Here is a 22,912-nt window from a genome sequence, read left to right on the forward strand (position 1 = left end):
GGCACGGCGTCACCACCGGCATCTCGGCCGGCGACCGCGCCCGCACCATCCAGGTCGCCGTGGCCGAAAACAGCACCGCCGCCGACCTGTGCCGTCCCGGTCACATCTTTCCCCTGCGTGCCCGTGACGGCGGTGTCCTGGTACGCACCGGCCAGACCGAAGGCTCGGTGGACCTGGCCCGCCTGGCGGGGTTGAAGCCGGCCGGCGTGATCTGCGAGATCATGAACGAAGACGGCACCATGGCCCGCATGCCCCAGCTCAAGAAATTCGCCCTGGAGCACGGCATCAAGATCTGCACCGTGGCCGACCTGGTGGCCTACCGCCTCAGGCACGAAACCCTGGTGCGCGGGATTGCCCAGGCCACTCTGCCGACCCGCTTCGGCGAATTCCGCATCATCGCCTTCGGGAACGACGTGGACGGCCAGGAGCACCTGGCCCTGGTCAAGGGCGAGATCCGGGAGGACCAGCCGGTCCTGGTGCGGGTCCATTCCGAATGCCTGACCGGTGACGTCTTCGGCAGCCTTCGCTGCGACTGCGGCAGCCAACTGGACCGGGCCATGGAGATGATCGGCGCCCAGGGGAGCGGCATCATCCTCTACCTGCGCCAGGAAGGCCGCGGCATCGGCCTGGTCAACAAACTCAAGGCCTATGCCCTCCAGGAATGCGGCAAGGACACGGTTGAGGCCAACGAAGCACTCGGTTTCAAGGCCGATCTGCGGGACTACGGCATCGGCGCCCAGATATTACGGGAACTCGGCGCCCGCAAGATCAGGCTTATGACCAACAACCCCAAAAAAATGGTCGGCCTTCAGGGCCACGGCCTGGAGATCGTCGAACGTGTCCCTCTGGAGATTACGGCCACCGGGTCCAACATCCGCTACCTGAAGACCAAGCAGGAGAAGCTCGGCCATCTCCTGGCAAACCTGTAAAGCGAGAAAGTGGTATGGAAACTCAAAACCACCGTCAATTCAATAGACAGTTTAAGACCATGAACAATGATTTACGCATGCTGAGCAGCGAAGACATACCCGCCAGCGACAGCCGCTACCGGAACATCGTTAGCCGGCTGAATGCCCTATTCGAAAAAATCCTGCGTCAGCCGGACAGAGATATTGGGGCAGACTTTGACCGGTTGCTCGGGACCATGATGGAGCACATAGATAACGAAAATGGTTACATGAGGATGGTGGGCTTTCCCCACGCGGTGCAACACCACCTCCACCACCAGTTCATCTGCACGAGAACGGCCGAGTTACGTCATCGTATCAGCAAGGGCGAGGTGGTGTTGCCTGAAGATTTGGGCTATGTACGCGTGCTGTGGTTAGTGCATTTCCAGATGTATGACCAGGCCTTCGAAAAGTTCCTGGCTTGCTAACTGCGAATGGCGGGTTCACAGCGATGAAAACTGATACCAGTTGTATAACCAATAATGAGAGCAGCGATTTGATCCGGTCGGATATGTGCCGGTTCGTGATGAAGCCCTTTCCCGAATGCCACTGTTCAAAGTTATCGAGTAAAAATATTCCCAACATAATTACTTTTTGTGGCGATGATTTCGAATCGTGCCCGATATATCGTCAAAGGGCCATAAAGAGCCGAATCGAGTAAAAGGAACGAATACTATGGGAACCCGCAACCTCTTCCGGGGTCTGTTCCTCATCAACTTCGCCATTACCCTGGGCTTCGGCATCGCTGATGCCTTCTTCTCCATGTATGTCTTCAGCCTGGGGGCCAGGGGGCTGCTTCTGGGCCTGCCCCTGGTCTTCTACTCCCTCTCCAAGATCATCCTCAGCCCCTTCATGGGCGCCTGGGCCGACCGGATCGGCCGCCGGAGGGTCGCCGCCATCAGTCTCGGCCTCTACCTGTTCGTGTCGGTCTGCTACTGCTTCACCACCAGTCTGCCCCTGATCACCATCCTGCGCCTGCTCCAGGGGATCGGCTGCGCCATGTTCCGGCCGGTGGTGGTTTCCCTGGTGAGCGACTGCACCTCCGACAAGAAGCGGGCCACCGTCATGGGGACCTTCGACATCTCCTTCTACGGTGCCCTGAGCATGGGGCCCATAGTCGGCGGCATCCTCAAGGACCAGTGGGGCTTCCAAGGCATCTTCGCCACCCTCACACTCCTGTGCATCCTGGCCCTGGCCCTGGCCCTGATCTGTATCCCTTCCCAAAGGACCACCTCCCGGCGAACGGGACACGGTGGCACGGAACATTTCAGAAACATTCTGAGCGTGACCCGCCACAGCACCCTGCGAGGCCTTCTGGCCTTCATCTTCGGCCGGGCCTGCGGCATCTCCCTCTTAAGCGCCTTTCTGCCGATCATGCTCACCACCAAACTGGGGCTGAGCGGCACCCAGACCGGCCTGGTCATGGCTTCTTCCACCCTGGTGATGACCCTCTTCCTACGTCCGGTGGGCATGCTCTCCGACCGGGCGCCGCGCAAATCCCTGGTGGTTGCCGGCGGCACCATCGTCTCTTTGCTCTACTTCCTGATCCCGGTGGCCGTCGGTTTCTCCCAGATACTCATCCTGGGGGTGGGGATCGGCCTGTTCAGCGTCCTGTCGCAGCCCGCCAGTACGGCGCTGTTGGTGGAGGAGGGAAGCCGTCACGGCATGGGGTTGACGGTGGGAACCTTCAACGCGGTGCTCAACCTGGGGTTTGTCTCGGGCCCGCTCCTGGGGGCCGGACTGCAAAATACCCTGGGGCTGACGGCGGTCTTCTATACCGCGGGGATCATGGGGTTGGGCGCCGTGGCGCTCTTTATGGTCAATGCCAAAACCTGGTCCGGCAGGACAATGAACTCTATTGCCGGATGACAAACCAGATGTTCACGGTAAAAGGCAGGATGGGCTTGCGTAGTATACAAACGACCGAAGGCCGGGCGCAATCGCTGCCCGGCCTTCGCTGTTTCAGGGGCTACGGGTCATTCAACTACCACGTCTGTGATCCGGACCCCGTGTGGCAGTTACCCGCGGTGATGCTGCCGTGGGTACAGTTGGCGCCGGTGCCGCGCGGCGTCTTCGGCACGATGCCGGCGGCGGTGTTGACCACATTCGTCTGGCTGGTGCCGCTCGTCATGGTCTTGTTGGGACCGTGGTTCACCCCGGCGCCCGAACCTGCCGCCACGGTGCCAGCAGCGGTGGTGCCGGTGTACCTGCCGGTGGTGTCCACATTGGGATGGCAGTAGCCGCAGCTTGAGCCCTGGTGGCTCGGGTGGCGGGCACTGGTGTTGTTGCCCCGGATGTTGGGCCAGGTGGTGCCGGTCGGGGCGGCGGCAGTGCCGGTTCCGCCGGTGCCGTGGCACGATTTGCAGTTGCCCAGGCCGTTGCCGGTGCTCAGGGGGTCGGCCAGGGTGTGGCACGCCATGCAGTCCGGCGGTACGCCGGTGGCGGCCGGATAGGGGGAGGCGGCCGTGCCGGTGCTGTGGCAACCGCCGTTGGCCGAGAGGCAGGAGGCCGCAGCCACGGCGTTATGGGTCAGGTAGGGCACGCTGTGGGTGCCGGTGACATCGACCACGCCGTTGATGTGCTTGGTGGCGTCGGTGAAGCCGGTGCCGCTGCTGTTGACGTGGGTGTGGCAGTTGATGCACTGGGTCGCCGTAATCGCACCGTGAGAGGTGGGCGGATAACCGTGGCACTTGATGCAGTCGCTGGCCGCGCTGCCGGTGAGGAAGGGTGAGGTCCACGACGGCGAGAGGATGGCGGACGCCGGTTTATCCAGGGTGTTGCCGTGGCAGTAGGTATTGGCGCAGGTCTGGGTTGCGTCCGTGTAGGTCGGCGTCAGGCTGCCGGTTTTGGCCAGGGCGCCGAAGACGACCGGGCTGGCCTGGACCGCCGTGGTGCGCGCCCGGGCCCGGTTGAGGTGGTCGAGGGTGCCCAGCCCCAGCCCGCTGTGGCACTGGTCGCATACGGCCGTCAGGGTGGCGTTCTCGGTGACGTTCAGAACCGCATGGGAGGCATGCACCCCGGCGGTGTTTGGATAGGCCGATGAGGCCGGCGGCTTGGCGTGGCAGGAGGTGCAGCCGGTTGGTGTCGCCACCGGGCTGGTCAGGTGGCAGTTCTGGCATCCCGGCGGTTTCGAGCCGGCGGCGTTGGCCGCGACCTGATGGCACCCCAGGCAGTAGTTGAAGTTGGTGCGCGCCGTGGCGTTGTGGTTGGGATAGGGCACGCTGTGCGGCGCAGCCCCCGGACCGTTGGCGTGGCAGGTGCCGGTTTGGGCGAGGCCGTTGGTAAAGGTGGCACTGAAGCAACTGGGTGCCGCTGGCAGCGGTGCGGTGCGCCCCTGGGTGACGTCGTGGCACAGCGAGCAGGCGCCGGCGATGTTACCGGCGGTGCGGTGCGAGTAGATGACCGTTTCCCCCGGGTTGGTGGTGCTCCCCTGCCAGGCGGTGGGGTGGGCCTTGGCATAGGTATGGCAACTGGAGCAGGCGACGGTCGTGACGCCGCCGGTGATGGTCAGGCCGTCGAAGGCGGGCGTCCCTTTGATGCCGTGGCAGTTCTGGCAGACGGTCAGATCCTGCTTGGCCAGTCCCCCGTGGACCGACGGGTCCACCGTGGGCGGGGCGAACGGTATCTGATGGAAGTGGCAGAGGGTATTGTTGTAGCAACCGGCGGTCCCGCTGGCCGGGTTGGGGGGTACGACGTCGGAGTTGGCGCCGGCCGTGTGGCATGCCGCGCAGGTGGCCGCGTTACCCGGATCGGTGCTGGTGTGGGTCGATGCGCCGGCGACCGTGGATGTCCAGGGCTTGGCCGGATGGGGGGCGGCTACGGTCAGGCCGTGGCACCCGAGGGTGTTGGTGCACGACGGCGCCGACCCGTTGCTGAACGTCGATCCGTGGCACAACTGGCAGGACGAGAAGCCGGTCGATGCGCCGGGAGCGCTCTTGGCCGCGGCCCCGTGCTGGGCCGCGGCGTTCCAGCCGGTGGGATGCCCTTCCGCCCCATGGCAGAGCGTGTTGTTGAAGCAGCCGCTCGAACCGGTGGCGTCGCCGGCCCGGGGCACCCTGGTCGAGTTGGCGCCGCCCGTGTGGCAGACGGCGCATTGCCCGGCATTACTGGTATCGGTGGTGGTGTGGGTCACGCCGCCGGTCGAGGAGAGCCACGGTCTGGCCGGGTGCGGCGAAGCCACATTGGCGCCGTGGCATCCGGCGGTCCTCAGGCAGGTCTGCTGGGCGGTCCCGCCCGCATAATCCGTCCCGTGGCAGGCCACGCAGTTGACAAACGAGCTGACCGGGCTGTACTGGCCGTTGACGGTGATGCCGCCCCCCGCCGCCTTGGCTGCGGCGCCGTGGAACGAGGCCGAAGTCCAGCTGGCAAAGGGATGCCCCTCGACGCCGTGGCAGAGGGTGTTGTTGAAGCAGCCCGGCGCGGTCCCCGCCGCTGCGGGGGGCGAGGGTGTGCGGGACGAATTGGCCCCGCCCGTGTGGCAGACGGCGCAGGCGGCGGCGTTGGAAGGATCGGCTGAGCTATGGGTGCGCCCGCCGATGCGGGACAGCCACGGTTTGGGGGAATGGGCCGACATGATGCCGGCGCCGTGACAGCCGGAGGTGTTCAGGCAGGAGACCTTGGCGATGCCGCCCGAGAAATCCGCGCCGTGACAGATCTGGCAATGGGCCATGCCGTTCTGCCCCGACAGAAGGGCTTTGGCGGCGGCTCCGTGAACGTTGGGCGAGGCCCAGCCGGAGGGATGTCCCGACGGTCCGCCCGCATGGCAGGTCATGCCGCTGCGCGAGGCGGTGAAGCAGCTCACGCCGCTGATGCCCCCCTTCAGGTCCTTGCCGTGGCATTCATAGCAGGAACTGGGCACGCTGAGAAAGGCCGCGAGGTGAGCGCCGCCGGTATCGGCCACCGCCCAGCCGGCGGGATGCTTGCCGGTGCTCGGATCGATGTTGGAGGCCTTGTCGTTGCCCTTGGAACAGGCGAAGAGGGTCACGGCGACGAGTACACACAGGGCCGGCTTGAACAGGTATTTCATGGATTAACCTCCGTCAGCGGTGGCAGGCCACGCAGCGTTCGTTGTTGGTCCTGCCGTGGCAGCGGTAGCAACTGGCCGGGTCGAGTTTGCCTTCGATCTTGTGCAGGGTCAGGAAATCGCCCCGGTGGGGCATCTCCCGGTCGGGGCGATAGCCGAATTTGTAGGACGGCTTCATCTCCACCTTGTTGGTGTGGCAATCGTTGCAGAAGGAGCTCTTGTGGCAGACGGAGCAGAGGCGGTCGTCCGAGGCGGCGTAGAAACGGTGGTCCTTGACGAAGGTCGGGGTATGGCTGAAGGCGGTGAGGGGCTTCATGGTCCCCTTGGCCTGATCGTCATGGCACTCGGAACAGTCCGTCTGCTGCCCCACGGTCAGCGTTTCGGGGTGCCAGGCGGGCAGGCTGGGAAGCCCCTTCATCTGGGCGCAGGCCGCCACGAGCATGATCAGCCCCGCCGCGAGCGCCACGGGAAGCATCGGTCGCACGAATCTCATTTCTTACCTCCCTTGAGGTCAAAGGTCATATTGTAGGTCAGGCGGACGAGCCCTTTTATCTCTTCGGTGAACTGGGGGTCCCTGCCGTAGCTGAAATCGCCGGAAAGGGCCAGGGCGGGGGTGATGTGATACCCCAGGGACGCGGTCCCCTCCCAGGCGCTCTTCTCGTTGTAGATCTTGTCCTTGAAGATGTAATCCACACCGTCGATGGCGGCGAAGTAGGTCTTGGAGTCGTGCAGGGCATAGGCGTGCAGTTCGTGATAGGAGGCGCTGGGATTGGTGCCGATGGCAAAGCCGGAACCGGCGCGCAGGTAGTGGTAGCCGAACCCGGCGCGCACGGTGTTGTCCAGGAAGCCCACCCGGGCGTTTATGCCGTAACGGTCGGCGTTGCCCAGCTCGCGGGTATAGTGCTTGTAATCAGCGGCCAGCTCGATGGCCTTGGCAAGGTCGTAGGAGGCCCTCGCCCCCACGGAGCGGGACTTGTCGCCCGGATTGAAGGTATTGGAGAACATGGCCCAGGAGGCCAGGTAGCCCTGGTCGCGGTACTCGTTGAACTCGCCGGAAACGACCAGGCCGCGGATCGGCTTGACGTTGAGCAGGTAGCTGTGCTCGGCCACGGTCCGGGTCTCGGTGTTATAGCTCGAATGCCCGATCAACTCCACCATGCGGAAGGGGCTCAGCCAGATGTCGCCGCCGATCAGGCGGTGGGTGACGTTGCTGTAGCGCAGGGTCACGCCGTCGTCCAGCGTGCTGGTCAGTTTGGGGGCGTTATCCTCGTACACCGCCGAGAACCCCAGGTCCAGCATCCCCTTGTAGCGGTAGCCCGCCCGGCCGCCGATGATCGAATCCCCCTTGCCGTCGGTCTTCTCGCCGTACAGGTGTTTGGTATGCACCGTGGCCCCGCCGAAGGCCGACAGGCTGAAGCCCAGCGGCAGGTCGGTGCGGGCGCTCACGCCGTCCACCTGCTCGTTGGCGATCCCCTCGTGCACAAAGAGGCGGCCCAGGCGGACATCGGCATTGGCCTCCTTGAAACGGTACTGGAGATACCCATAGGTGAAGCTGCCGTCCACCTTGTCGTTGTTGTAGCTCTTGTCGGCCAGGTCGGCGCGGCCCCATCCGTAGAGATGCAGGGAGAGATTGCCGTCGGCCAGCTTGTCCACATCCAGGCCCAAAAACTGGGTGGCTGGCATCAGGTCCTGCTTGGGCGACCCCGAAATGTCGCGCTGCTCGAAACGGAAGATGGTGGTGGCGTCGACGGCGGTTTCGGCCGCCAGGGCGGCGGCGGGGAGGGTCAGGAGAGAAGCGGCAGATAGCAGGCGGCAGATGGTCTGTTTCATGGGCATGCTCCTGTACGGAAAATAAGAACGCCGTTATGGGAAATCGAAGGAACTATACCACAGGTTTTAAATTTGGCAAATAAAAAGGATGGTTTTAGTCTTATTTAACGGTATTGTGTACGGAAAAAGGCCGGACAGAAAAGTCCGGCCTTTTGGGTGAAAATAGGGCGGCGATTACGGGCCAGGCGGTCTCGCTGGGGCGTTTCCGTTTGTAGTCCAGCCGGTTGAGGGGATGGACGCAGGCCTTGGCCGAGGCCTCGATGATATCGGTGGAGGAGTTCTTGTCCGCCACGGGGGCTACGGGATCAGGTTCGACATATAAGTATTCTCGACGGCCCCCTCCCGTGAAACCGTTTTTGGGTTTGTGGACAGATGTGTGTTGTGGGTGCGGCGCTTGCGCGGGAGGGTGTGGGTCAATATGATACAAATCAGAGCTTCCGAAGAGGATTCGGGGGCTTTTTTTGTGTGATGTCGGGGGGTTGAGGATAAGACGGCTGAAATGGTCTTTTTATGTTAATTTTTTTAACATTTCGGGGAGAGTGTTAATTATTTTAACATATTGATTTTGCGATTGAATTTTATGGGAGCGGAGAGTAGAAGGGTATGAGTTTCTTAATGTAATGCATTTCCTTCAACAGGATCATGGAATGGCGAAAAAGGAGAGCTTTCTTGAAACGCTGATCAAAGCGCCCTGGTGGGTAAGCGCAATCCTGTTGGTGGCGGGAAACGTCATAATCCGTATTGCCGTTCCCGCATGGTACTCGGGAGCGAGAACGCCGGGGCTCTTAGGCCCGGCGATTCAAAGTGCGGCGCCCACTGTCGCCAACCTGTTTTCGCTGGCGATGGTTGCCATATTGCTCTTCTCGTTAATCAGAGAAAAATTCCCCCAGAGAGAAACAACCCCAAAAAACGAATTACCCTATAAAAGCAGAGAAGTCCTTTTTACCCCCGCCGAATTGAATTTCCTGAATACCCTGGAACCATCACTCAAAGAAGATTTCAAAGTCTACGGCATGGTGCGCTTGTGCGACATCATTGAGACAAAGAACAATCTGGACAAAAGCACGCAACAGAGAGCTTTCAACAAGATCAGAGCCAAGCATGTGGACTTCGTGATCTGCAATGCGCGGAGCCTTGCCATTGAGATGGTGATAGAGCTTGACGACCGTAGCCACGAGCGAAGGGATCGGATCGACCGGGATGATTTTCTGGATGCAGCGCTGGAGGCCGCACATGTTCCGTTCGTCAGGTTTGCGGCCAAGCGGGCGTATACCCTGCGAGAGCTTCAAGCCAAGTTGGGCGGTTTTGTCGTAGCGGCGCAAGAGCCGGTTGCGGGTAAGGCTATGGAGGTTGCAGAGCCTGAGCCGGTGATAGCCAAACCGGCACCGGCGAATGATGGTGAGAGTTGCGCTACGTGTGGCAGCGACATGAAGCTAAGAGAGAAGAAATCCGGTGAGGAAGCGGGGAAGAAGTTTTGGGTGTGTACCCGGTACCCTGAATGTCGGGGTGTGGTGCCGTATGTTGAGGCGAAGTGGTTTTAGGGGTGTTTGGGGCTGGTGAGTCGATTAGTAATTAAATAAATGAATAGGTAAGCGGCCTGGCCCTTTATTGTTTCCAAGATGGCTCGCCGGAGGCATGGATAATGAATATGCGGCCTCTATATGATTCTTTTGAATTGGAGAAGATATCGCTATGAAAAAAGATCAAGTTTTAGAAATTCTTCAATCTAATGGGTTTATTCTCGATGAAGAGAAGCCCCTTCAATATGGTGCCCAGCTGAAATTCTCAAATGGCTCGGTCGTGAATGTATTTGATAAAGGCACAATTACTCCTCAAGGCAAAGATATTGAACTTGTAAAGAAGCTCTTGGGCCTGGCACCTGGAGGTAATAATGTGGTGGCGCCGGTTGCGGTAATAAAGCCCGCGAGTAAAAACAAGGTATTTGTTGTTTACGGACATGACGAACAAGCGAGAACAAGGCTTGATGCAATGTTGCGCCGATGGGGGCTTGAACCGCTAATTCTCGATCAATTGCCATCTGAAGGTCAGACTATCATTGAGAAGCTTGTGAAGTATGCTGGTGAGGCAAGCTTTGGCGTGGTTCTGGCTACTCCAGACGATGTAGGCTATCGTGCGAGTCATCCCGACGAAAAGGCGTACCGTGCTCGTCAAAATGTCGTGCTTGAATTGGGCATGCTGCTTTCCCGGCTCGGCCGTTCACATGTTGCCATTCTTTTAGGGCAGCAAGAAAATATGGAGCGACCTTCGGATATTCAGGGTCTTATCTACATACCTTTTAAAGATAACCTTGAGAAAGACGCCGGACTACTCCTAGCAAAGGAAATGGCGGCGGCAGGATATCAAATTGATGTTGCTAAAGTGTAGAAGCACAGCTATGGGGCAAAGCTGTTTTTGTTGAAGACCGTCTAAAAATCGTCTGCTCTCTTTTCACTTCGCAAACCATCAAAATTTGGCCAAGTTAATGATATGTATATAAGCGGGGATACCCCAGTATATATATTTAATTTTTGGAGAAACTATGACAGTAACCGAAACAGAACAAAAGCTATTGGTAAAAATACAATCTCTAAATGAAAATGATTTTACAAGAGATGTTTTAATGCCGCTGTATAGAAGTTCCGGATATGAAAAAGTTGATTTCTATGGCGGACCTTATGAAAACGGTAAAGATTTAATATGCTGGAGGAGAGATTCATGGGAGGATGTAGAATTAGTTGTTGTACAGGCAAAGTGCTACGAGCCATCTGGAAGGGCATCGGACGACAAAAGTTTTATTGAAATTGTTAGGCAAATATTACAGGCTGCAGAAACCCCGATCCCACACCTAGACGGCAATCAATACAAGCCAATATCTATTGAAATAGTTACACCATTTGTGGTTGATACTAGGGCTCTTGAAACTGCTTTTTACACTCAAACTGCTATTAGGAATTATAAAATAAAAGTGGTCGACGGAATATACGTTATAAAAAATTTAAGGAAACATATTCCAAAACTTGTCATGAAATTAATAGGTAGTGGACCGATGGTCAACGACATAATGACAAGGTCCTTAAATAATATTGATTTAAGGAATGCGTTAAACGTGTACCAGTTAAAAGAGTTGGATGATGTCTATTGCGACCTTGATTTTACGGTTGGGAATATTACTACTAAACTTTTGTTATCTTTTAAATTGAAGCCAAGTAATATTGTAGTAACCTACACAGAAGAAAGATGGCAACATTTTAAATGTTTTTGTGAAGAACTAAAACACGAAATGGGTATTGATATTTTAGTTGAAAAAATTAAAGATATTGAAAAAAGATATAACAGAGATATTTTGGCTATAAATAAAGCTGTAACAAAAGTTAATAAACTTAAAAATGCTTTAGATGAAATAGGTGTTAGTAATGTGATAAATTCAATTACAGATCTAGTTGCTGACGAAGAAAATGATTGCATACAATCAATAGCATATAGAATGAAGGAGATAACATCTAATTATTATCGAATTGGTTCAAAAAATCTTGATGATTATATAGAGTATACTAATCAAATAGATGATGAAATATATGAACTAAAAAAAATAACAAAAAAGATAGTGGGCACCAAGCTTTTAAATTATCTTGCTTTCTACGATAAAACTTTGAAAAAATCAAAAAAAATAGAGAATGAATTATCTGATATGCAAAGAAAAGTAAATGATGTTAGGTATATTGCGACTATTAATGGACCAAGCCTATGCAGTGCCATTGCAGACAACCAGAAACACCTGAAAGAAGAAGTATCGAATTTATTGAAAAATGAGAGAACGCCATCCAAGGTATTAGAATTTATTACAAAATGCGAATTAATATTAAAAAATACTGAAAAGTTATTAAATTACGAATATTTATCAGAAGCCGCGGGATTATCGTCTGATATGCGGTTCGTAAGTATTGACAAACTAGATAGGATAAATTTTTCTGTTCATGAAATTTTTGACTCAGGACAGGATTTTGTCATATTTGGAGAAGCTGGTGCGGGTAAGACTACGACACTACAGTCCTATGCCAGAAAAACAATTGAAACCAGTAGGAAAGAAGTGGTTTTTTATATACCATTAGCAAGGTCATTCTATAGATTAGAGATCATAAATCCCACTGAATTTAATTATGTTGAATTTCTATATAAAGCAATTATTAAACATTTAATGTCACAAGAAATAGTAATTGATATCACTACTATTAGAGATATAGCAGACAATAAATCTACTTTATTTATTTTTGACGGAATAGATGAAATAATTGATAAAATACCTTGGATAATTAATGCAATTATATCATTCAAACAACAAAATCCTAAAATACAAATATTAACATCATCAAGATTAAGTGGAAATTATATAAATAATATCCCATTTGTTGGGCTAACCTTGTTGCCATTTGATGATGAGCAACGTGAGGCATTTTTTCGATCATGGTTTAATGATCCTCAAAAACTACAGGCTGTAGTAAATCACTTACATAATACACCTGATTTGAACGATATCGTTAGAAACCCACTTCTTGCTACTATTTTATGTGTTATAGCAGAATATGATATACCTTTACCTGAATCAGAAATTAGACTGTATGAAGAGAGAATGAGTTTATTGCTTGGTTCATACGATAAAGAAAAGCTCAGCAACCGATTGAAGTCACATTATCGAGACCTTATTAAAGTTGCGTCAAAAATTGCCTTTATATTGCACCGCAAAGAGGCACGATATTCAGGCAAAGATGAAATAGTTGAAAAAATGTGCGATTTCTACCAATCTTCAATTGCACCAGATAAGATTGCGCTTGCTGTAAATGAGCTGATTGATCCTTGTAATATCCTGATGCCTATGACGGATGATGGCCAATATGGCTTTGGCCATCTGAGATTTCAAGAGTATTTAGTCGCATGTGAATTGAAAGAGAACAGATCTATAAAATTGCTGGATTATTTGGATAAAACTTTTTGGAGAGGAGCATTTATTTTGTTGTCGAAAATGAGTGATGACATACATCATTTAGTTGATGAGCTTGTGAATAGGGGGGCGCTTGCTCGTTATACTGAGACCATTGAATTAATGCTGAAAGCCAGACCACAAAGTGAACAGGCATCTTTAATGGAGCTTGTACAAATGAACACAGGGTTGGATCATCGTGGATCAAGCCTGTAAAGGAGAACCCATAAGGGTCAATTTTGACATTTAAACATTTGAAGATACTATTGCTTTGATCGCCTAAATTCGGCTAGGAAGTCCATCGGAGTCAGACCTCAAGCCGGTACAAGAGAACATAAATATCTTATAAGCCATACTTATAGCCATACAATAGTATGGCTTTTTTATTTCATTCCCTGCTATGGTAAAACAATGACCAAGGCGTCTCTTTCGTTGAGGCGCAGTATGCCTTTGCCGACCTTCACCGTGTGATCGCCGAAGACGTGAACCATAGCGAAGACGAAAAGCGTTATTACTGCTTCGGCAAGGTCGGAGAGGGAATTATGACGGTACGTTTTACGTACCGGGAAAATGTCATTCGGATATTTGGAGCCGGGTACTGGCGGAAAGGCAAGGCACTGTATGAGCGCGAAAATAAAATACACGGATGAACCGATGGACGATGTGCGGGTGGTTGCCGATTTCCTCCCCTCCCCTGAAGAGCTGGCGTTTCGCGAGGAATCGGTAAAGGTGACGATCTCCCTGAGCAGGAAGAGTGTCGAGTTCTTCAAGAACGAGGCGGCAAAGCATCATACCCAGTATCAACGCATGATCCGCCAGTTGCTGGACAGCTATGCCGATGTGCAGTCGCAACAGCGCCCGTCCGGGCGCTCAAAAAAACTGCGCGCCGGTTAAGGCTGAAAATCCCCCCTGGTATCCCCAACCCCTCCGCCCCACAACCGGACCCTTAAACGACCGAAGGCCGGGCGCAACTGCCGCCCGGCCTTTTGGGTGAAAACAGGCTGGCGATTATGGTTCAACCGGGGGACTAATAAGGGGACAAATACTAAATCAGTTATTAGGGGATAAATAAGTAGCCTGTTTATTACTCCCGTCCTTGGTAGTGAAGCCTGGCCCGCCCCCCATCATTGGCGGATCAGGCTTCGATACCCTCTCAGGCCAGTTGGAAACGGCCGACCAGGCTCTGCAGGTCCTGGGCCTGTTTCGCCAGTTGCGAGGCGGCAGAGGCCGTCTCCTCCGCTCCGCGGGCGCTTTGGTTCACTACTTCGCTGATCTGCTGGATGTTGCCGGTTACCTCGCCGGTGGTGGCCGTCTGCTCCTCGGCGGCCGTGGCTATCTGGTTCACCTGCATGGTCACTTCGTTGATCCGCTCCAGTATCTCCTCCAGGGCCTCGCCCGACTTCCGGGACGATGCCGCCCCTTTCTCTACCTCGCGGACACCCTCTTCCATGGCCTTCACCGCAGCCTTGGTTTCGGTCTGGATCGCCTTGATCATCTCGCCGATCTCGCGGGTCGCCTTGGTGGTCCGCTCGGCGAGCGCCCTGACCTCGTCGGCGACTACCGCGAAGCCGCGACCCTGATCGCCGGCCCTGGCCGCCTCGATGGCCGCATTCAGGGCCAGCAGGTTGGTCTGGTCTGCAATGTCCTCTATGGTCCCGACGATCTGCCCGATCTGGTCGGAGCGATTGCCCAGAGCCTCGACGGTCAGTGACGTCTGACGTACCCGGTCGGCAATGACACTCATGCCGGTAATGGTCTCGTTGACCACCTCCGCACCGGCAGTGGCCGACTCGGTGGTCTTGCGGGATGCTTCGGCGGCCATGGAGCAGTTGCGGGCAATGTCGGTCGATGTGGCGGATAACTCTTCACTGGCGGTGGCGACGGTGTTGGTCTGGAAAGCCACCTCTTCCGCCCCCGTGGCAATCTGGGCGGACGTCGAATGCAATTGGCTGGAAGCCGAGGCAATACCGGTGGAAATGTTGGACGTCTGCGAGAGCGTATCCCTGAGTTTGAGCACCATGGTATTCATGGCGGCCATCAACTGGCCGGTTTCGTCCCTGGATCGGACAACGGCGGAAACCGTAAGATTGCCTTCGGCGATCTCTCCAGCGATGTCAACCGTCTCTTTCAATGGTTTCGTGATGCTCCGGGTGATTATCAGCGACATGATGAATGCGAACAGGAAGGTAAACAAGCCGACCGACAGCAGGGTCAGTCTCATGGAGCCGATGGACGCGACCATGCTGCTCGTCGAGTCGTTTGCCTCGGTTATCTGCGCTTCCTTGAAGACTCTGGTCTGTTCCGTGAGGGATTTGGATACCTTGTCGAATTCCTCCATCATCTTGTTGCCGCTTTCAATGCCCTGGCTGACATAGGCACTTGCCATCTTTTTACCCAGCCCATGGAACGCGAGGAAGGTCTTTTTAAGCTCTTCGATCTGATTCAAGGACTTTGCATCATTTTCCCTGCGAAACATCTCCTCAAATATGGCCGTATCTGCAAGAAATTTCTTCGCCGCTTCTTCGGCATCCTTATAGCCGCCCGGATCGTGGGTGGCGCTGACATCCGTCAGGAACTGCTGCACCTGGACGACGTTGAAGGCCATGTCTGCGGCAACAAGAGCAGAGGGAACGCTTTCGTTCTTGATTTGGAGCGACCTGGATTTCATCCGCGAAAGCGACATCGTGGAGATGATCACAAATATGGCGATAACCGCCAGAATAACCCCAAACGTCAGACCTAATCGTACCCCAATCTTCAGATCGGAAAACTTCATGGTCACGGCTCCTTGTCTGTTTATAACCGGGCGCACATTAACAGCGCGCCCGTCGGATTTTTTCTCATTAAAATACGTAACCCTGCCATAGTCAACGAAAAATTTTCATGTAACAGGTCTGTAACATACGGATATTTTTCTGAAATCCCGATGAGCCGGCCCGATGGGAAAGGTCTGTAAACACGCTAACCTGTTGCTTCGAGGGCAGTTAACGAACATGAAACACTTTTTTAGGTTTTTGCCGGCCGTAACGCCGAACAGGCGGCGAACCCCGCCAATCACAAATAAATATTTTACATCATCGCAACATTTGAGATGCGCTAACAATACGTCACGTTTTTGCGACAGCCGCAGACAGAAAAAAGGCCCCCGTATGGTGTCAGGATGCGGGGGCTAATGGGAGGTCGGGACTACTAGGGGGCCAGGCCTACAAATTTCAAATTTTCAGCGAGAGCCAGCGAACGTTTTTGAAATCTGTAGGCCTGATAATCATCTGAAAGGCACCTCCCGGATTATCGAGGGGGCACAAACTTGCTGATATGCTTTTAAGGTGGCTCGCTCGGAGGCATGTTCGACATTTAAACATCCCCAACCCCTCCACCCCACAACCGGACCCTTCAAACGACCGAAGGCCGGGCGCAACTGCCGCCCGGCCTTTTGGGTGAAAACAGGCTGGCGATTATGGGTCAGACGGTTTCGTTGAGACGTTTCTGTTTGTAGTTCAGCCGGTTGAGGGCGTGGACGTAGGCCTTGGCCGAGGCCTCGATGATGTCGGTGGAGGAGCCCTTGCCCACCACGATATTGTTCCCTTCGGCCACGCGGACCGTGACCTCGCCCTGGGCGTCGGTGCCGCCGGTGATGGAGCCCACATTGTATTGCACCAGCTTGGCCTTGGTCTTGGTCAGCTTCTTGATGGCCTTGAGGGCGGCGTCCACCGGTCCGTCGCCCAGCTCGGCGGTGCGCACCGGCTCGCCGTCGATCTCCAGCTGCACCGTGGCGGTGGCCACGGCGAAGGAACCGCAGGTGACGGTGATGTGGCCCAGCTTGTACTTCACGTCGTCGCGGGATTCGTCCACCACGATGGCGTCCAGGTCTTCGTCGAAGACCTCCTTCTTCAGGTCGGCCAGGGTCTTGAAGCGCTCAAAGGCGCGGTTCAGCTTGTCGTCGTCCAGGTCGTGGCCCAACTGCTCCAGGCGCTGCTTGAAGGCGTGGCGGCCGGAGTGTTTGCCCAGCACCAGGGCGCTGGCGGACAGCCCCACCGATTCCGGGGTCATGATCTCGTAGGTGGATTTGTCCATCATCATGCCGTGCTGGTGGATGCCCGCCTCGTGGGCAAAGGCGTTGGCCCCCACGATCGCCTTGTTGGGCTGGACCGCGATGCCGGTGATGTTGGTCAGCAGGCGGCTGGCCGGGGTGAGCTGGTCGGTGGCCACATTGGTGGTGAAGGGGAGGATGTCGTGGCGCGTGCGCAGGGCCATGACGAATTCCTCCAGGGAACAGTTGCCCGCCCGCTCGCCGATGCCGTTGATGGTGCACTCCACCTGGCGCGCCCCGGCCTGCACGGCGGCGATGGAGTTAGCCACCGACAGCCCCAGGTCGTTGTGGCAGTGGACCGAGATGATGGCCTTTTCGATGTTCCGCACATTCTCCTTCAGATAGGAGATGATGTTGAAATACTCGAAGGGGATGGTGTAGCCCACCGTATCCGGGATATTCACCGTGGTGGCCCCGGCGTCGATCACCGCCTCCACCACTTCGGCCAGGAACGGCAGCCGGGTCCGCACCGCGTCCTCGCAGGAGAACTCCACGTTGGGGGTATAGGAGGCCGCGCGCTTCACCGCCTTGACGGCCGACGCCAGCACCTTGGCCGGCTCCATCTTCAGCTTGTACTGCATGTGGATGTCGGAGGTGGCGATGAAGGTATGGATGCGTCCTTTCTCCCCGGCGTATTTCAGCGCGTCCCAGGCCCGGTCGATATCCTTTTCGCTGGAGCGGCACAGACCGGCGATCTGGGGTCCCTTGATCTGCTGGGCCACCAGCCTGACCGCCTCGAAATCGCCGTCGGAAGCAATGGGGAAGCCGGCTTCGATCACGTCCACGTTCATCTTCTGGAGCTGTTTGGCCACCCGCAGTTTTTCTTCGATATTCATGCTGTTGCCGGGGGCCTGTTCGCCGTCCCGCAGCGTGGTGTCAAAAATCCTGATGAGTTGCCGGTCGTCCTGCTTCTGTTTTTTCGTCGGTGCCTTTGCCATGTCTCGCTACGCTCCTTTCCTGGTTGTACACAACGCCGTCCGTCCCGGTGAAAGTATATCCCTTTTCGGGCCTCGCGCTTTGCCGGGACGATAATTCCGGCGTCGTGGTATGGTGATCGAAAATAAAAAAAGCCTCCGCCCCAAACAGGGGCGAAGGCTTTATAAGCGCATTCGCGGTACCACCCTTTTCACCCGGCGCACATCAGCCTGCCGGGCCTCGATTCACCCTTGACGCGGGAGTACGGCTTCGGCTAGCCAGCGGTTCACCGGAGCGGCTCTGAGGCGAGTTCATCATTCGCGCTTACCGGTTCGCACCAACCACCGGCTCTCTGGGAAGCCCGAAACGACTACTACTCCTCTTCGTTGCCTTTCAAATGTTCTTCATCATAAAAGGAATAATTCGGCAAAGTCAAGCTGTTTTATTTTCAGCAGGGTGCATTTGATAATGACAAACAAAAAAGGGGCTGTAACGTTGGTCGCACACATGCGGCTAACACCACACGTGGTGCCACAGTCGCCCCGGATTCCTCTATTTATAAAGGCTCGGGCTCATATTTGGGACGGTAGTGCCCGTATTCCGACGTCGGGTTGCGCCTGGCCGCCCAGTCGAGCAGGGCGTCCAGAGCGGGACAGAGCCCCTTTCCCTGCTCGGTCAGTCCGTAATCAACCTTGGGCGGGACCTGGGGATATATCGTTCGCTGAACGATTCCATCGGCTTCCAAAGCACGCAGCTGCTGGATGAGCATCTTTTGCGTAACACCGGGGATGGCCCGTTCCAATTCCGAAAAGCGCATGATGCCGTTCGAGAACAGGTTCATGATGATCAGCAGCTTCCATCTGCCCTCAAGGACCCTGAGCGCGTCTTCCAGCCCCACGGCCGCGGCGGTCGGCGTTATGTTTTCCTGCTTACTTTCCGGTGAGTACCCGACTTTTTTGTGTGTACTTGACATATTCGCACCCTAATATGAAACTTGAATAAAGTCAAAGCGTAGGTTCGGAGTGGGGAGCGAATCCAAGGAGGTAAGACCATGAAAGGCGAATTTTCCGGGAAAAAAGCGTTGGTTACCGGGGGCACAAAGGGCATGGGACGGGCTATCGCGCTACGCCTTGCCGAGGGCGGGGCGGATGTGATCGCCGCCGCGCGGGAGATCCCGCCGGACTTCCCCCTGAACAGCATTGCGGCGGACGTGTCCTCCGCCGAAGGGACGGACAGGATCATCGAGTATGTCAAAGGCGTGCACGGCGATCTGGACATACTGGTCAACAATGTCGGCGGCTCAAAGTCCCCCACGGGTGGGTACATCAACCACACCGACGACGAATGGCACCAGATGTTTGAGTTGAACCTGTTCGGTGCGGTGCGGCTGGACAGGGGTTTTCTGCCGGCTATGACCAGGAGGGGGAGCGGGAGCATCATCCACATCTCCTCCATCCAGAGCCATAAACCCATCTACGAATCGACCCTTGCCTATGCGGCTGCCAAGGCGGCGTTGAACAACTACAGCAAGGCCCTGTCACTTGAGGTCGGAAGGCACGGCGTGCGCGTGAACGTCATTTCTCCCGGGTTCATCGAAACCGAGGCGGCCGGCGCATACATCCGGCAGATCGCAGAGGATAAAGGCATATCCCTCGACGCGGCGCGCCAGGGGATAATCGACTTCATCGGCGGCATTCCCCTCGGAAGGACCGGGCGTCCCGAAGAGGTGGCGGAGCTTGCGGCCTTTCTGGCATCGGACCGGGCGGCCTGGATAACGGGCGTCGAGTACAGAATAGACGGCGGAACCATCCAAACCCTCTAGGAGGCATCATGCCGGCATACGTATTGTTTATCAGGGAACGGGTCAAGGATCGGAACGAGATCGAGGCATACAACAAGCTGGTTCCCCCCGCAATGGCCGGGCGGGATGTGAAGCTCCTGGCGGTCTACGGGAAGTCTGAGACGCTGGAGGGGCCGGAGTCCCAGGGGGTCGTGCTGCTGGAGTTCCCGTCCTATGAGGAGGCCATGGCCTGGTATGACAGCGCGGAATACCGGGAAGCGAGGGCGCATCGCTTTCTTGGCGCGGATTACCGGGTGATCGTTACCGAAGGAGCGTAGCAGCGGTCCTTCCCCTGGGGAAAAGGGGGGGCGTCCCTGCCGCGCGTTGCAGGAGGCGTTCGGGGAATTCAGGTTTTCCCTCCCGTTCACCGCCGGCCGTGGGGTGCGGGATACCAAGAGCAACCATGCATTTCGCGCAGGGGAGTCGCCCGGTTGACAGACAGGCTGTCCCCGTGGTTGCAGGGGCTTGAATCATTCAAGGACCTCCCTTGACAATTACCCGGTTGGTTAAATAATTGGTAATAAACAGGGAGGTGCACCATGAAGCGGATCAGCGGAATTCTTGCCTTGCTTGCACTTGCCGGCCTGACCGGCTGCGCAACCAAGGGGTATGTCCAGACCCAGGTCGATCCCCTGGCCGAGCGCATCGGCAAGCTCGAAGCGGCCGTTTCCCGGCTCAACGGGGTGACGGACAACGATGCGGCGGCCATCAAGGCGGCGAACGACAAGGCGCAGCAGGCCCTCGATCTTTCCAACAAGGCGGTGGTCGATGTGGTGAAGGCGGACGGCGATGTCAGGAACGCCGAGGCTGCGGCCATGAGGGCCGAGACAGCGGCCTTGAGAGCCGAGAAGGCCGCCGGTGACGCGGAAAAAGCCGCCGGCGACGCGGAGAAGGCTGCCGGCGAAGCCCGGCAGGGGGCGCAGAAATCGGAAAAGATCTTTGAACTTGAGCAGAAGAAATAGCCTGGTTCCCGACGGGCGCACCTCCCCCCGTCCGGGGCCGCCGTCCGGTCGCTGCGGGGTTCATGCCCTGTTCCGGCCGGGTCTTGTGCGCACCCTGGCGGTTCTTTTCATTGTCGGCGGGGCGGGTCACGGGCAAACCCACGCGAGCGGTGCGGAAGTTGTCTTCAGCCAGGGCGCGGGCGGGGCGGTCGCGGTCCACACCGTCGCCCCCGGCGAATCCCTGGTCGAGCTGGCGCGGCGCTATGATGTGGGCTTCAACGAGATCACCGCCGCCAATCCCCGGATCGATCCCTTTATCCCCGCGGTGGGGACCCCGGTCACGATACCGGGGAGCGCGCTTCTGCCGGACGTCCCCGTGCACAGCGGGATTGTGGTCAACCTGGCGGAGATGCGCCTCTACTCCTTCCCCCCCCGTGCCGGAGATGCGGTGGATACCTTCCCCGTCGGCATCGGCGACGAGGGGTGGGATACCCCCACCGGGACGTACACGATCATCCAGAAGATCGCCGACCCGGCCTGGCACGTGCCCCCCTCCATCCGCAGGCAGCGCCCCGAGCTTCCCCCGGTCGTACCCCCCGGTCCCGACAACCCCCTCGGCGCCCGCGCCCTGCGTCTTTCCCTCGGCACCGTGCTCATCCACGGCACCAACCACCCCTACGGCATCGGTAGAAAGGTCAGCCACGGCTGCATCCACCTGTATCCCGAAGATATCGACCGGCTGTTCCGCAAGGTGTCCGTCGGGACCCGCGTCACCATCGTCCGGCAGCCGGTCAAGGCCGCCGTGGTGAACGGGCGGCTCCTGGTGGAGGTCCATGATGAGGCGGGGTGCGACCTGGAGCAGGAGGTCATCGATCTGCTTGCGGAGAAAGCCCTGCTGGCGCGGGCCGACCTGGCGAAGCTGGCGGCGGCGGCGAAGGCCAGGTCGGGGATGCCGACGGATATAACGAGGACCTGAAGGATTACGGTTTGACGACGGCGGTTCCGCCGGCCGCCAGCCGCGCGGTGCGCACCGTGGGGAGGAGGGTTGCAGGCAAAACGCGGCCGCCGGTCAGGGCCGGCCGTCTCCGGGATTCATCCCGTCCCGCTCCACGCTCACGCCGCCCGTGCCTCGCAGGCGGCCAAACGTTCCCTCGTCTCCTTCTCTTTCTTCCACCGCTCCGTCACATCCCGCATGATGGAGGCGCACCCCTCCATGCGCCCGGCGGCGTCGCGCAGCAGGACCATGCTGAACTCCAGGGAAACGCGGGCGCCGTCCTTGCGCACGCCCGGCGACGAGAGCAGCCCGGTCTTGTACTTCGTCTCGCCGGAGGCGATCACCCGCCGGTAGCCGTCCCAGTGCCGGGCGCGCAGGTTTTCCGGGATGATCAGGTCGAGCGATTGCCCCACGGCCTCGGCGGAAGAATAGCCGAAGATCTGCTCCGCCCCGCGGTTCCAGAAACGGATAACCCCCTCCCGGTCCGCGACCAGGATCGCGTCCGGCGCATCGTTCACCACCTGGTGCAGTAGCCTGTCCATATCCCCTCCCCCGCCCCTCGTGCCGTACGGTCGCTTATTTCAGATCCGCAAGCGGGTCTTCCCCGGTCTGCCAGCTCGCAAGGTATTTCTCGAAAAGGTGGAAGTCCTCGCCCTTGTGTTCCGTGAGGGTGACGTACATGTTCGTCACCGGGATGTTGAACGACCTGTTGATGAGTTCCATGAATCCCAGGGTAAGGGCCCTGCGTTTCTCCATGGTCCGCCCTTCGCGGATATCCGCATTCACGACGGCAACGCCCTTTTCAGGCTCCTTGACCCGGCCGATGGACAGATTGTAGGTGCCGAATTCCCGGATGGAGATGCTGATATGGTCGGTTCCCGTATCCATGACCTGGGAGAAAAGGGTGCGGACCTGCTGGGCGAAAGCGCCTTTTTGCGCGTCCGTCAGACTCCGGTTGAATTCGAATTGTAGATGCGGCATACGACCTCCATAGCATCGGTGAGAGGGTGACAATTATCCAGGCTCGGGCGCTTCGCGGCATAAGAAAATCTACAGCGCGCCAGGGAATAGTCAAGATGCCGGGCGCGGTTTCCGCTCTTTTTCCGGCGGTTTGAAGCGTCCGGTCGTGGAGGGTGGCGGAGATGCCGGGGGGAGGCGGGTCGGGCGGCGCCCCGGCGCGGCAGTTTTCCGGTGCGTTTTTGAATGGTAATATTTTATTAACATATTGAAATTTTTTTTGAAATTATTGCGTGTCGAGGTAAACTTAAATAGACATCAGTCTCAACGAACGGGCACATACGGGGATATGCCCGCAAAGGGAGCCGGGAAAAGTTTTATTCAGAGGAGCGATCGCTGT

20 protein-coding genes, 1 pseudogene and 1 other annotated feature are annotated in these 22,912 nt (G+C 56.8%); of the genes and pseudogenes, 12 read left to right on the forward strand and 9 right to left on the reverse strand.

Translation table 11 applies throughout. From position 1 onward, the window contains the following. The 3 genes from ribA to LDN12_RS00725 all read left to right on the forward strand — a co-directional run. On the forward strand, positions 1 to 929 hold a 929-nt coding region (gene ribA, locus LDN12_RS00715; protein ID WP_223920689.1), incomplete at its 5' end, for a GTP cyclohydrolase II. 77 nt (positions 930 to 1,006) lie between these two features. After that, positions 1,007 to 1,375 carry a hypothetical protein gene (locus tag LDN12_RS00720; RefSeq protein ID WP_223920691.1) on the forward strand — a complete coding sequence of 123 codons (369 nt, stop codon included), beginning with the start codon at positions 1,007 to 1,009 and terminating at the stop codon, positions 1,373 to 1,375. Positions 1,376 to 1,622: 247 nt separating this feature from the next. Continuing rightward, positions 1,623 to 2,816, forward strand: coding sequence for an MFS transporter (locus LDN12_RS00725; protein ID WP_223920693.1), 1,194 nt, complete (start codon positions 1,623 to 1,625; stop codon positions 2,814 to 2,816). A gap of 115 nt (positions 2,817 to 2,931) precedes the next feature. Here LDN12_RS00725 and LDN12_RS00730 read toward each other — a convergent pair whose 3' ends face one another. From LDN12_RS00730 to LDN12_RS00745, 4 genes are all read right to left on the reverse strand, one after another. Further along, entirely contained in the window at positions 2,932 to 5,973 is a 3,042-nt protein-coding gene (locus LDN12_RS00730) for a CxxxxCH/CxxCH domain-containing protein (RefSeq protein ID WP_223920694.1), read from the reverse strand. Positions 5,974 to 5,986: 13 nt separating this feature from the next. Then, a complete protein-coding gene (locus tag LDN12_RS00735; protein WP_223920696.1) occupies positions 5,987 to 6,463 on the reverse strand; it encodes a cytochrome C in 477 nt (158 codons plus the stop codon). Then, positions 6,460 to 7,800 (reverse strand): hypothetical protein, encoded by a 1,341-nt coding sequence (locus tag LDN12_RS00740; RefSeq protein WP_223920698.1) that lies wholly within the window; start codon positions 7,798 to 7,800, stop codon positions 6,460 to 6,462. The genes LDN12_RS00735 and LDN12_RS00740 overlap by 4 nt, the downstream gene beginning before the upstream one ends. 100 nt (positions 7,801 to 7,900) lie before the next feature. After that, complete coding sequence (locus LDN12_RS00745; protein WP_223920700.1) at positions 7,901 to 8,092, reverse strand: hypothetical protein; 192 nt, start codon at positions 8,090 to 8,092, stop codon at positions 7,901 to 7,903. Positions 8,093 to 8,447: 355 nt separating this feature from the next. On the opposite strand from LDN12_RS00745, the gene LDN12_RS00750 reads away from it, so the two are divergent. The 5 genes and pseudogenes from LDN12_RS00750 to LDN12_RS00770 all read left to right on the forward strand — a co-directional run bounded on the left by LDN12_RS00750 (position 8,448) and on the right by LDN12_RS00770 (position 13,669). After that, positions 8,448 to 9,341, forward strand: coding sequence for a DUF2726 domain-containing protein (locus tag LDN12_RS00750; RefSeq protein WP_223920702.1), 894 nt, complete (start codon positions 8,448 to 8,450; stop codon positions 9,339 to 9,341). Positions 9,342 to 9,492: 151 nt separating this feature from the next. After that, positions 9,493 to 10,185: a TIR domain-containing protein gene (locus LDN12_RS00755; protein WP_223920703.1), complete on the forward strand. Its 693-nt coding sequence runs from the start codon at positions 9,493 to 9,495 to the stop codon at positions 10,183 to 10,185. Between the two features lie 154 nt (positions 10,186 to 10,339). Then, positions 10,340 to 12,991, forward strand: a complete 2,652-nt coding sequence (locus tag LDN12_RS00760; RefSeq protein WP_223920704.1) for an NACHT domain-containing NTPase — start codon at positions 10,340 to 10,342, stop codon at positions 12,989 to 12,991. Positions 12,992 to 13,194: 203 nt separating this feature from the next. After that, positions 13,195 to 13,425, forward strand: a pseudogene (locus tag LDN12_RS17910) (BrnT family toxin); the annotation flags it as partial. Further along, a complete protein-coding gene (locus LDN12_RS00770) occupies positions 13,397 to 13,669 on the forward strand; it encodes a hypothetical protein (protein ID WP_223920705.1) in 273 nt (90 codons plus the stop codon). The pseudogene LDN12_RS17910 and the gene LDN12_RS00770, both read left to right, overlap by 29 nt. 259 nt (positions 13,670 to 13,928) lie before the next feature. Here the strand turns inward: LDN12_RS00770 and LDN12_RS00775 are convergent, their stop codons facing one another. The 3 genes from LDN12_RS00775 to LDN12_RS00785 all read right to left on the reverse strand — a co-directional run bounded on the left by LDN12_RS00775 (position 13,929) and on the right by LDN12_RS00785 (position 18,753). Then, positions 13,929 to 15,551 (reverse strand): methyl-accepting chemotaxis protein, encoded by a 1,623-nt coding sequence (locus LDN12_RS00775; RefSeq protein ID WP_223920706.1) that lies wholly within the window; start codon positions 15,549 to 15,551, stop codon positions 13,929 to 13,931. 686 nt (positions 15,552 to 16,237) lie between these two features. Beyond that, the gene (locus LDN12_RS00780) at positions 16,238 to 17,803 is read right to left on the reverse strand and encodes a 2-isopropylmalate synthase (RefSeq protein ID WP_223920707.1); all 1,566 of its coding nucleotides are present in this window, start codon (positions 17,801 to 17,803) and stop codon (positions 16,238 to 16,240) included. A 143-nt stretch (positions 17,804 to 17,946) separates the two neighbouring features. After that, positions 17,947 to 18,176: a binding site (T-box leader), on the reverse strand. A 160-nt stretch (positions 18,177 to 18,336) separates the two neighbouring features. Further along, positions 18,337 to 18,753 (reverse strand): helix-turn-helix domain-containing protein, encoded by a 417-nt coding sequence (locus LDN12_RS00785; RefSeq protein ID WP_223920709.1) that lies wholly within the window; start codon positions 18,751 to 18,753, stop codon positions 18,337 to 18,339. A 78-nt stretch (positions 18,754 to 18,831) separates the two neighbouring features. On the opposite strand from LDN12_RS00785, the gene LDN12_RS00790 reads away from it, so the two are divergent. The 4 genes from LDN12_RS00790 (at position 18,832) to LDN12_RS00805 (ending at position 21,537) form a co-directional block, all read left to right on the forward strand. Next, entirely contained in the window at positions 18,832 to 19,602 is a 771-nt protein-coding gene (locus LDN12_RS00790; RefSeq protein ID WP_223920711.1) for an oxidoreductase, read from the forward strand. A gap of 8 nt (positions 19,603 to 19,610) precedes the next feature. Next, a complete protein-coding gene (locus LDN12_RS00795; protein ID WP_223920713.1) occupies positions 19,611 to 19,898 on the forward strand; it encodes a DUF1330 domain-containing protein in 288 nt (95 codons plus the stop codon). Between the two features lie 261 nt (positions 19,899 to 20,159). Further along, positions 20,160 to 20,582, forward strand: a complete 423-nt coding sequence (locus LDN12_RS00800; RefSeq protein WP_223920714.1) for a lipoprotein — start codon at positions 20,160 to 20,162, stop codon at positions 20,580 to 20,582. Then, positions 20,566 to 21,537 carry a L,D-transpeptidase family protein gene (locus tag LDN12_RS00805; RefSeq protein WP_223920715.1) on the forward strand — a complete coding sequence of 324 codons (972 nt, stop codon included), beginning with the start codon at positions 20,566 to 20,568 and terminating at the stop codon, positions 21,535 to 21,537. The genes LDN12_RS00800 and LDN12_RS00805 overlap by 17 nt, the downstream gene beginning before the upstream one ends. 137 nt (positions 21,538 to 21,674) lie before the next feature. On the opposite strand, the gene LDN12_RS00810 is transcribed toward LDN12_RS00805, so the two are convergent. Both LDN12_RS00810 and LDN12_RS00815 read right to left on the reverse strand, forming a co-directional pair. Beyond that, complete coding sequence (locus LDN12_RS00810; protein ID WP_223920716.1) at positions 21,675 to 22,097, reverse strand: PAS domain S-box protein; 423 nt, start codon at positions 22,095 to 22,097, stop codon at positions 21,675 to 21,677. 34 nt (positions 22,098 to 22,131) lie between these two features. Further along, positions 22,132 to 22,536, reverse strand: coding sequence for a tautomerase (locus LDN12_RS00815; RefSeq protein ID WP_223920717.1), 405 nt, complete (start codon positions 22,534 to 22,536; stop codon positions 22,132 to 22,134). Positions 22,537 to 22,912 lie beyond the last annotated feature (376 nt).

The sequence above is a fragment of the Geobacter sp. AOG2 genome, assembly GCF_019972295.1.
In the GTDB taxonomy this organism is placed as follows: domain Bacteria; phylum Desulfobacterota; class Desulfuromonadia; order Geobacterales; family Pseudopelobacteraceae; genus Oryzomonas.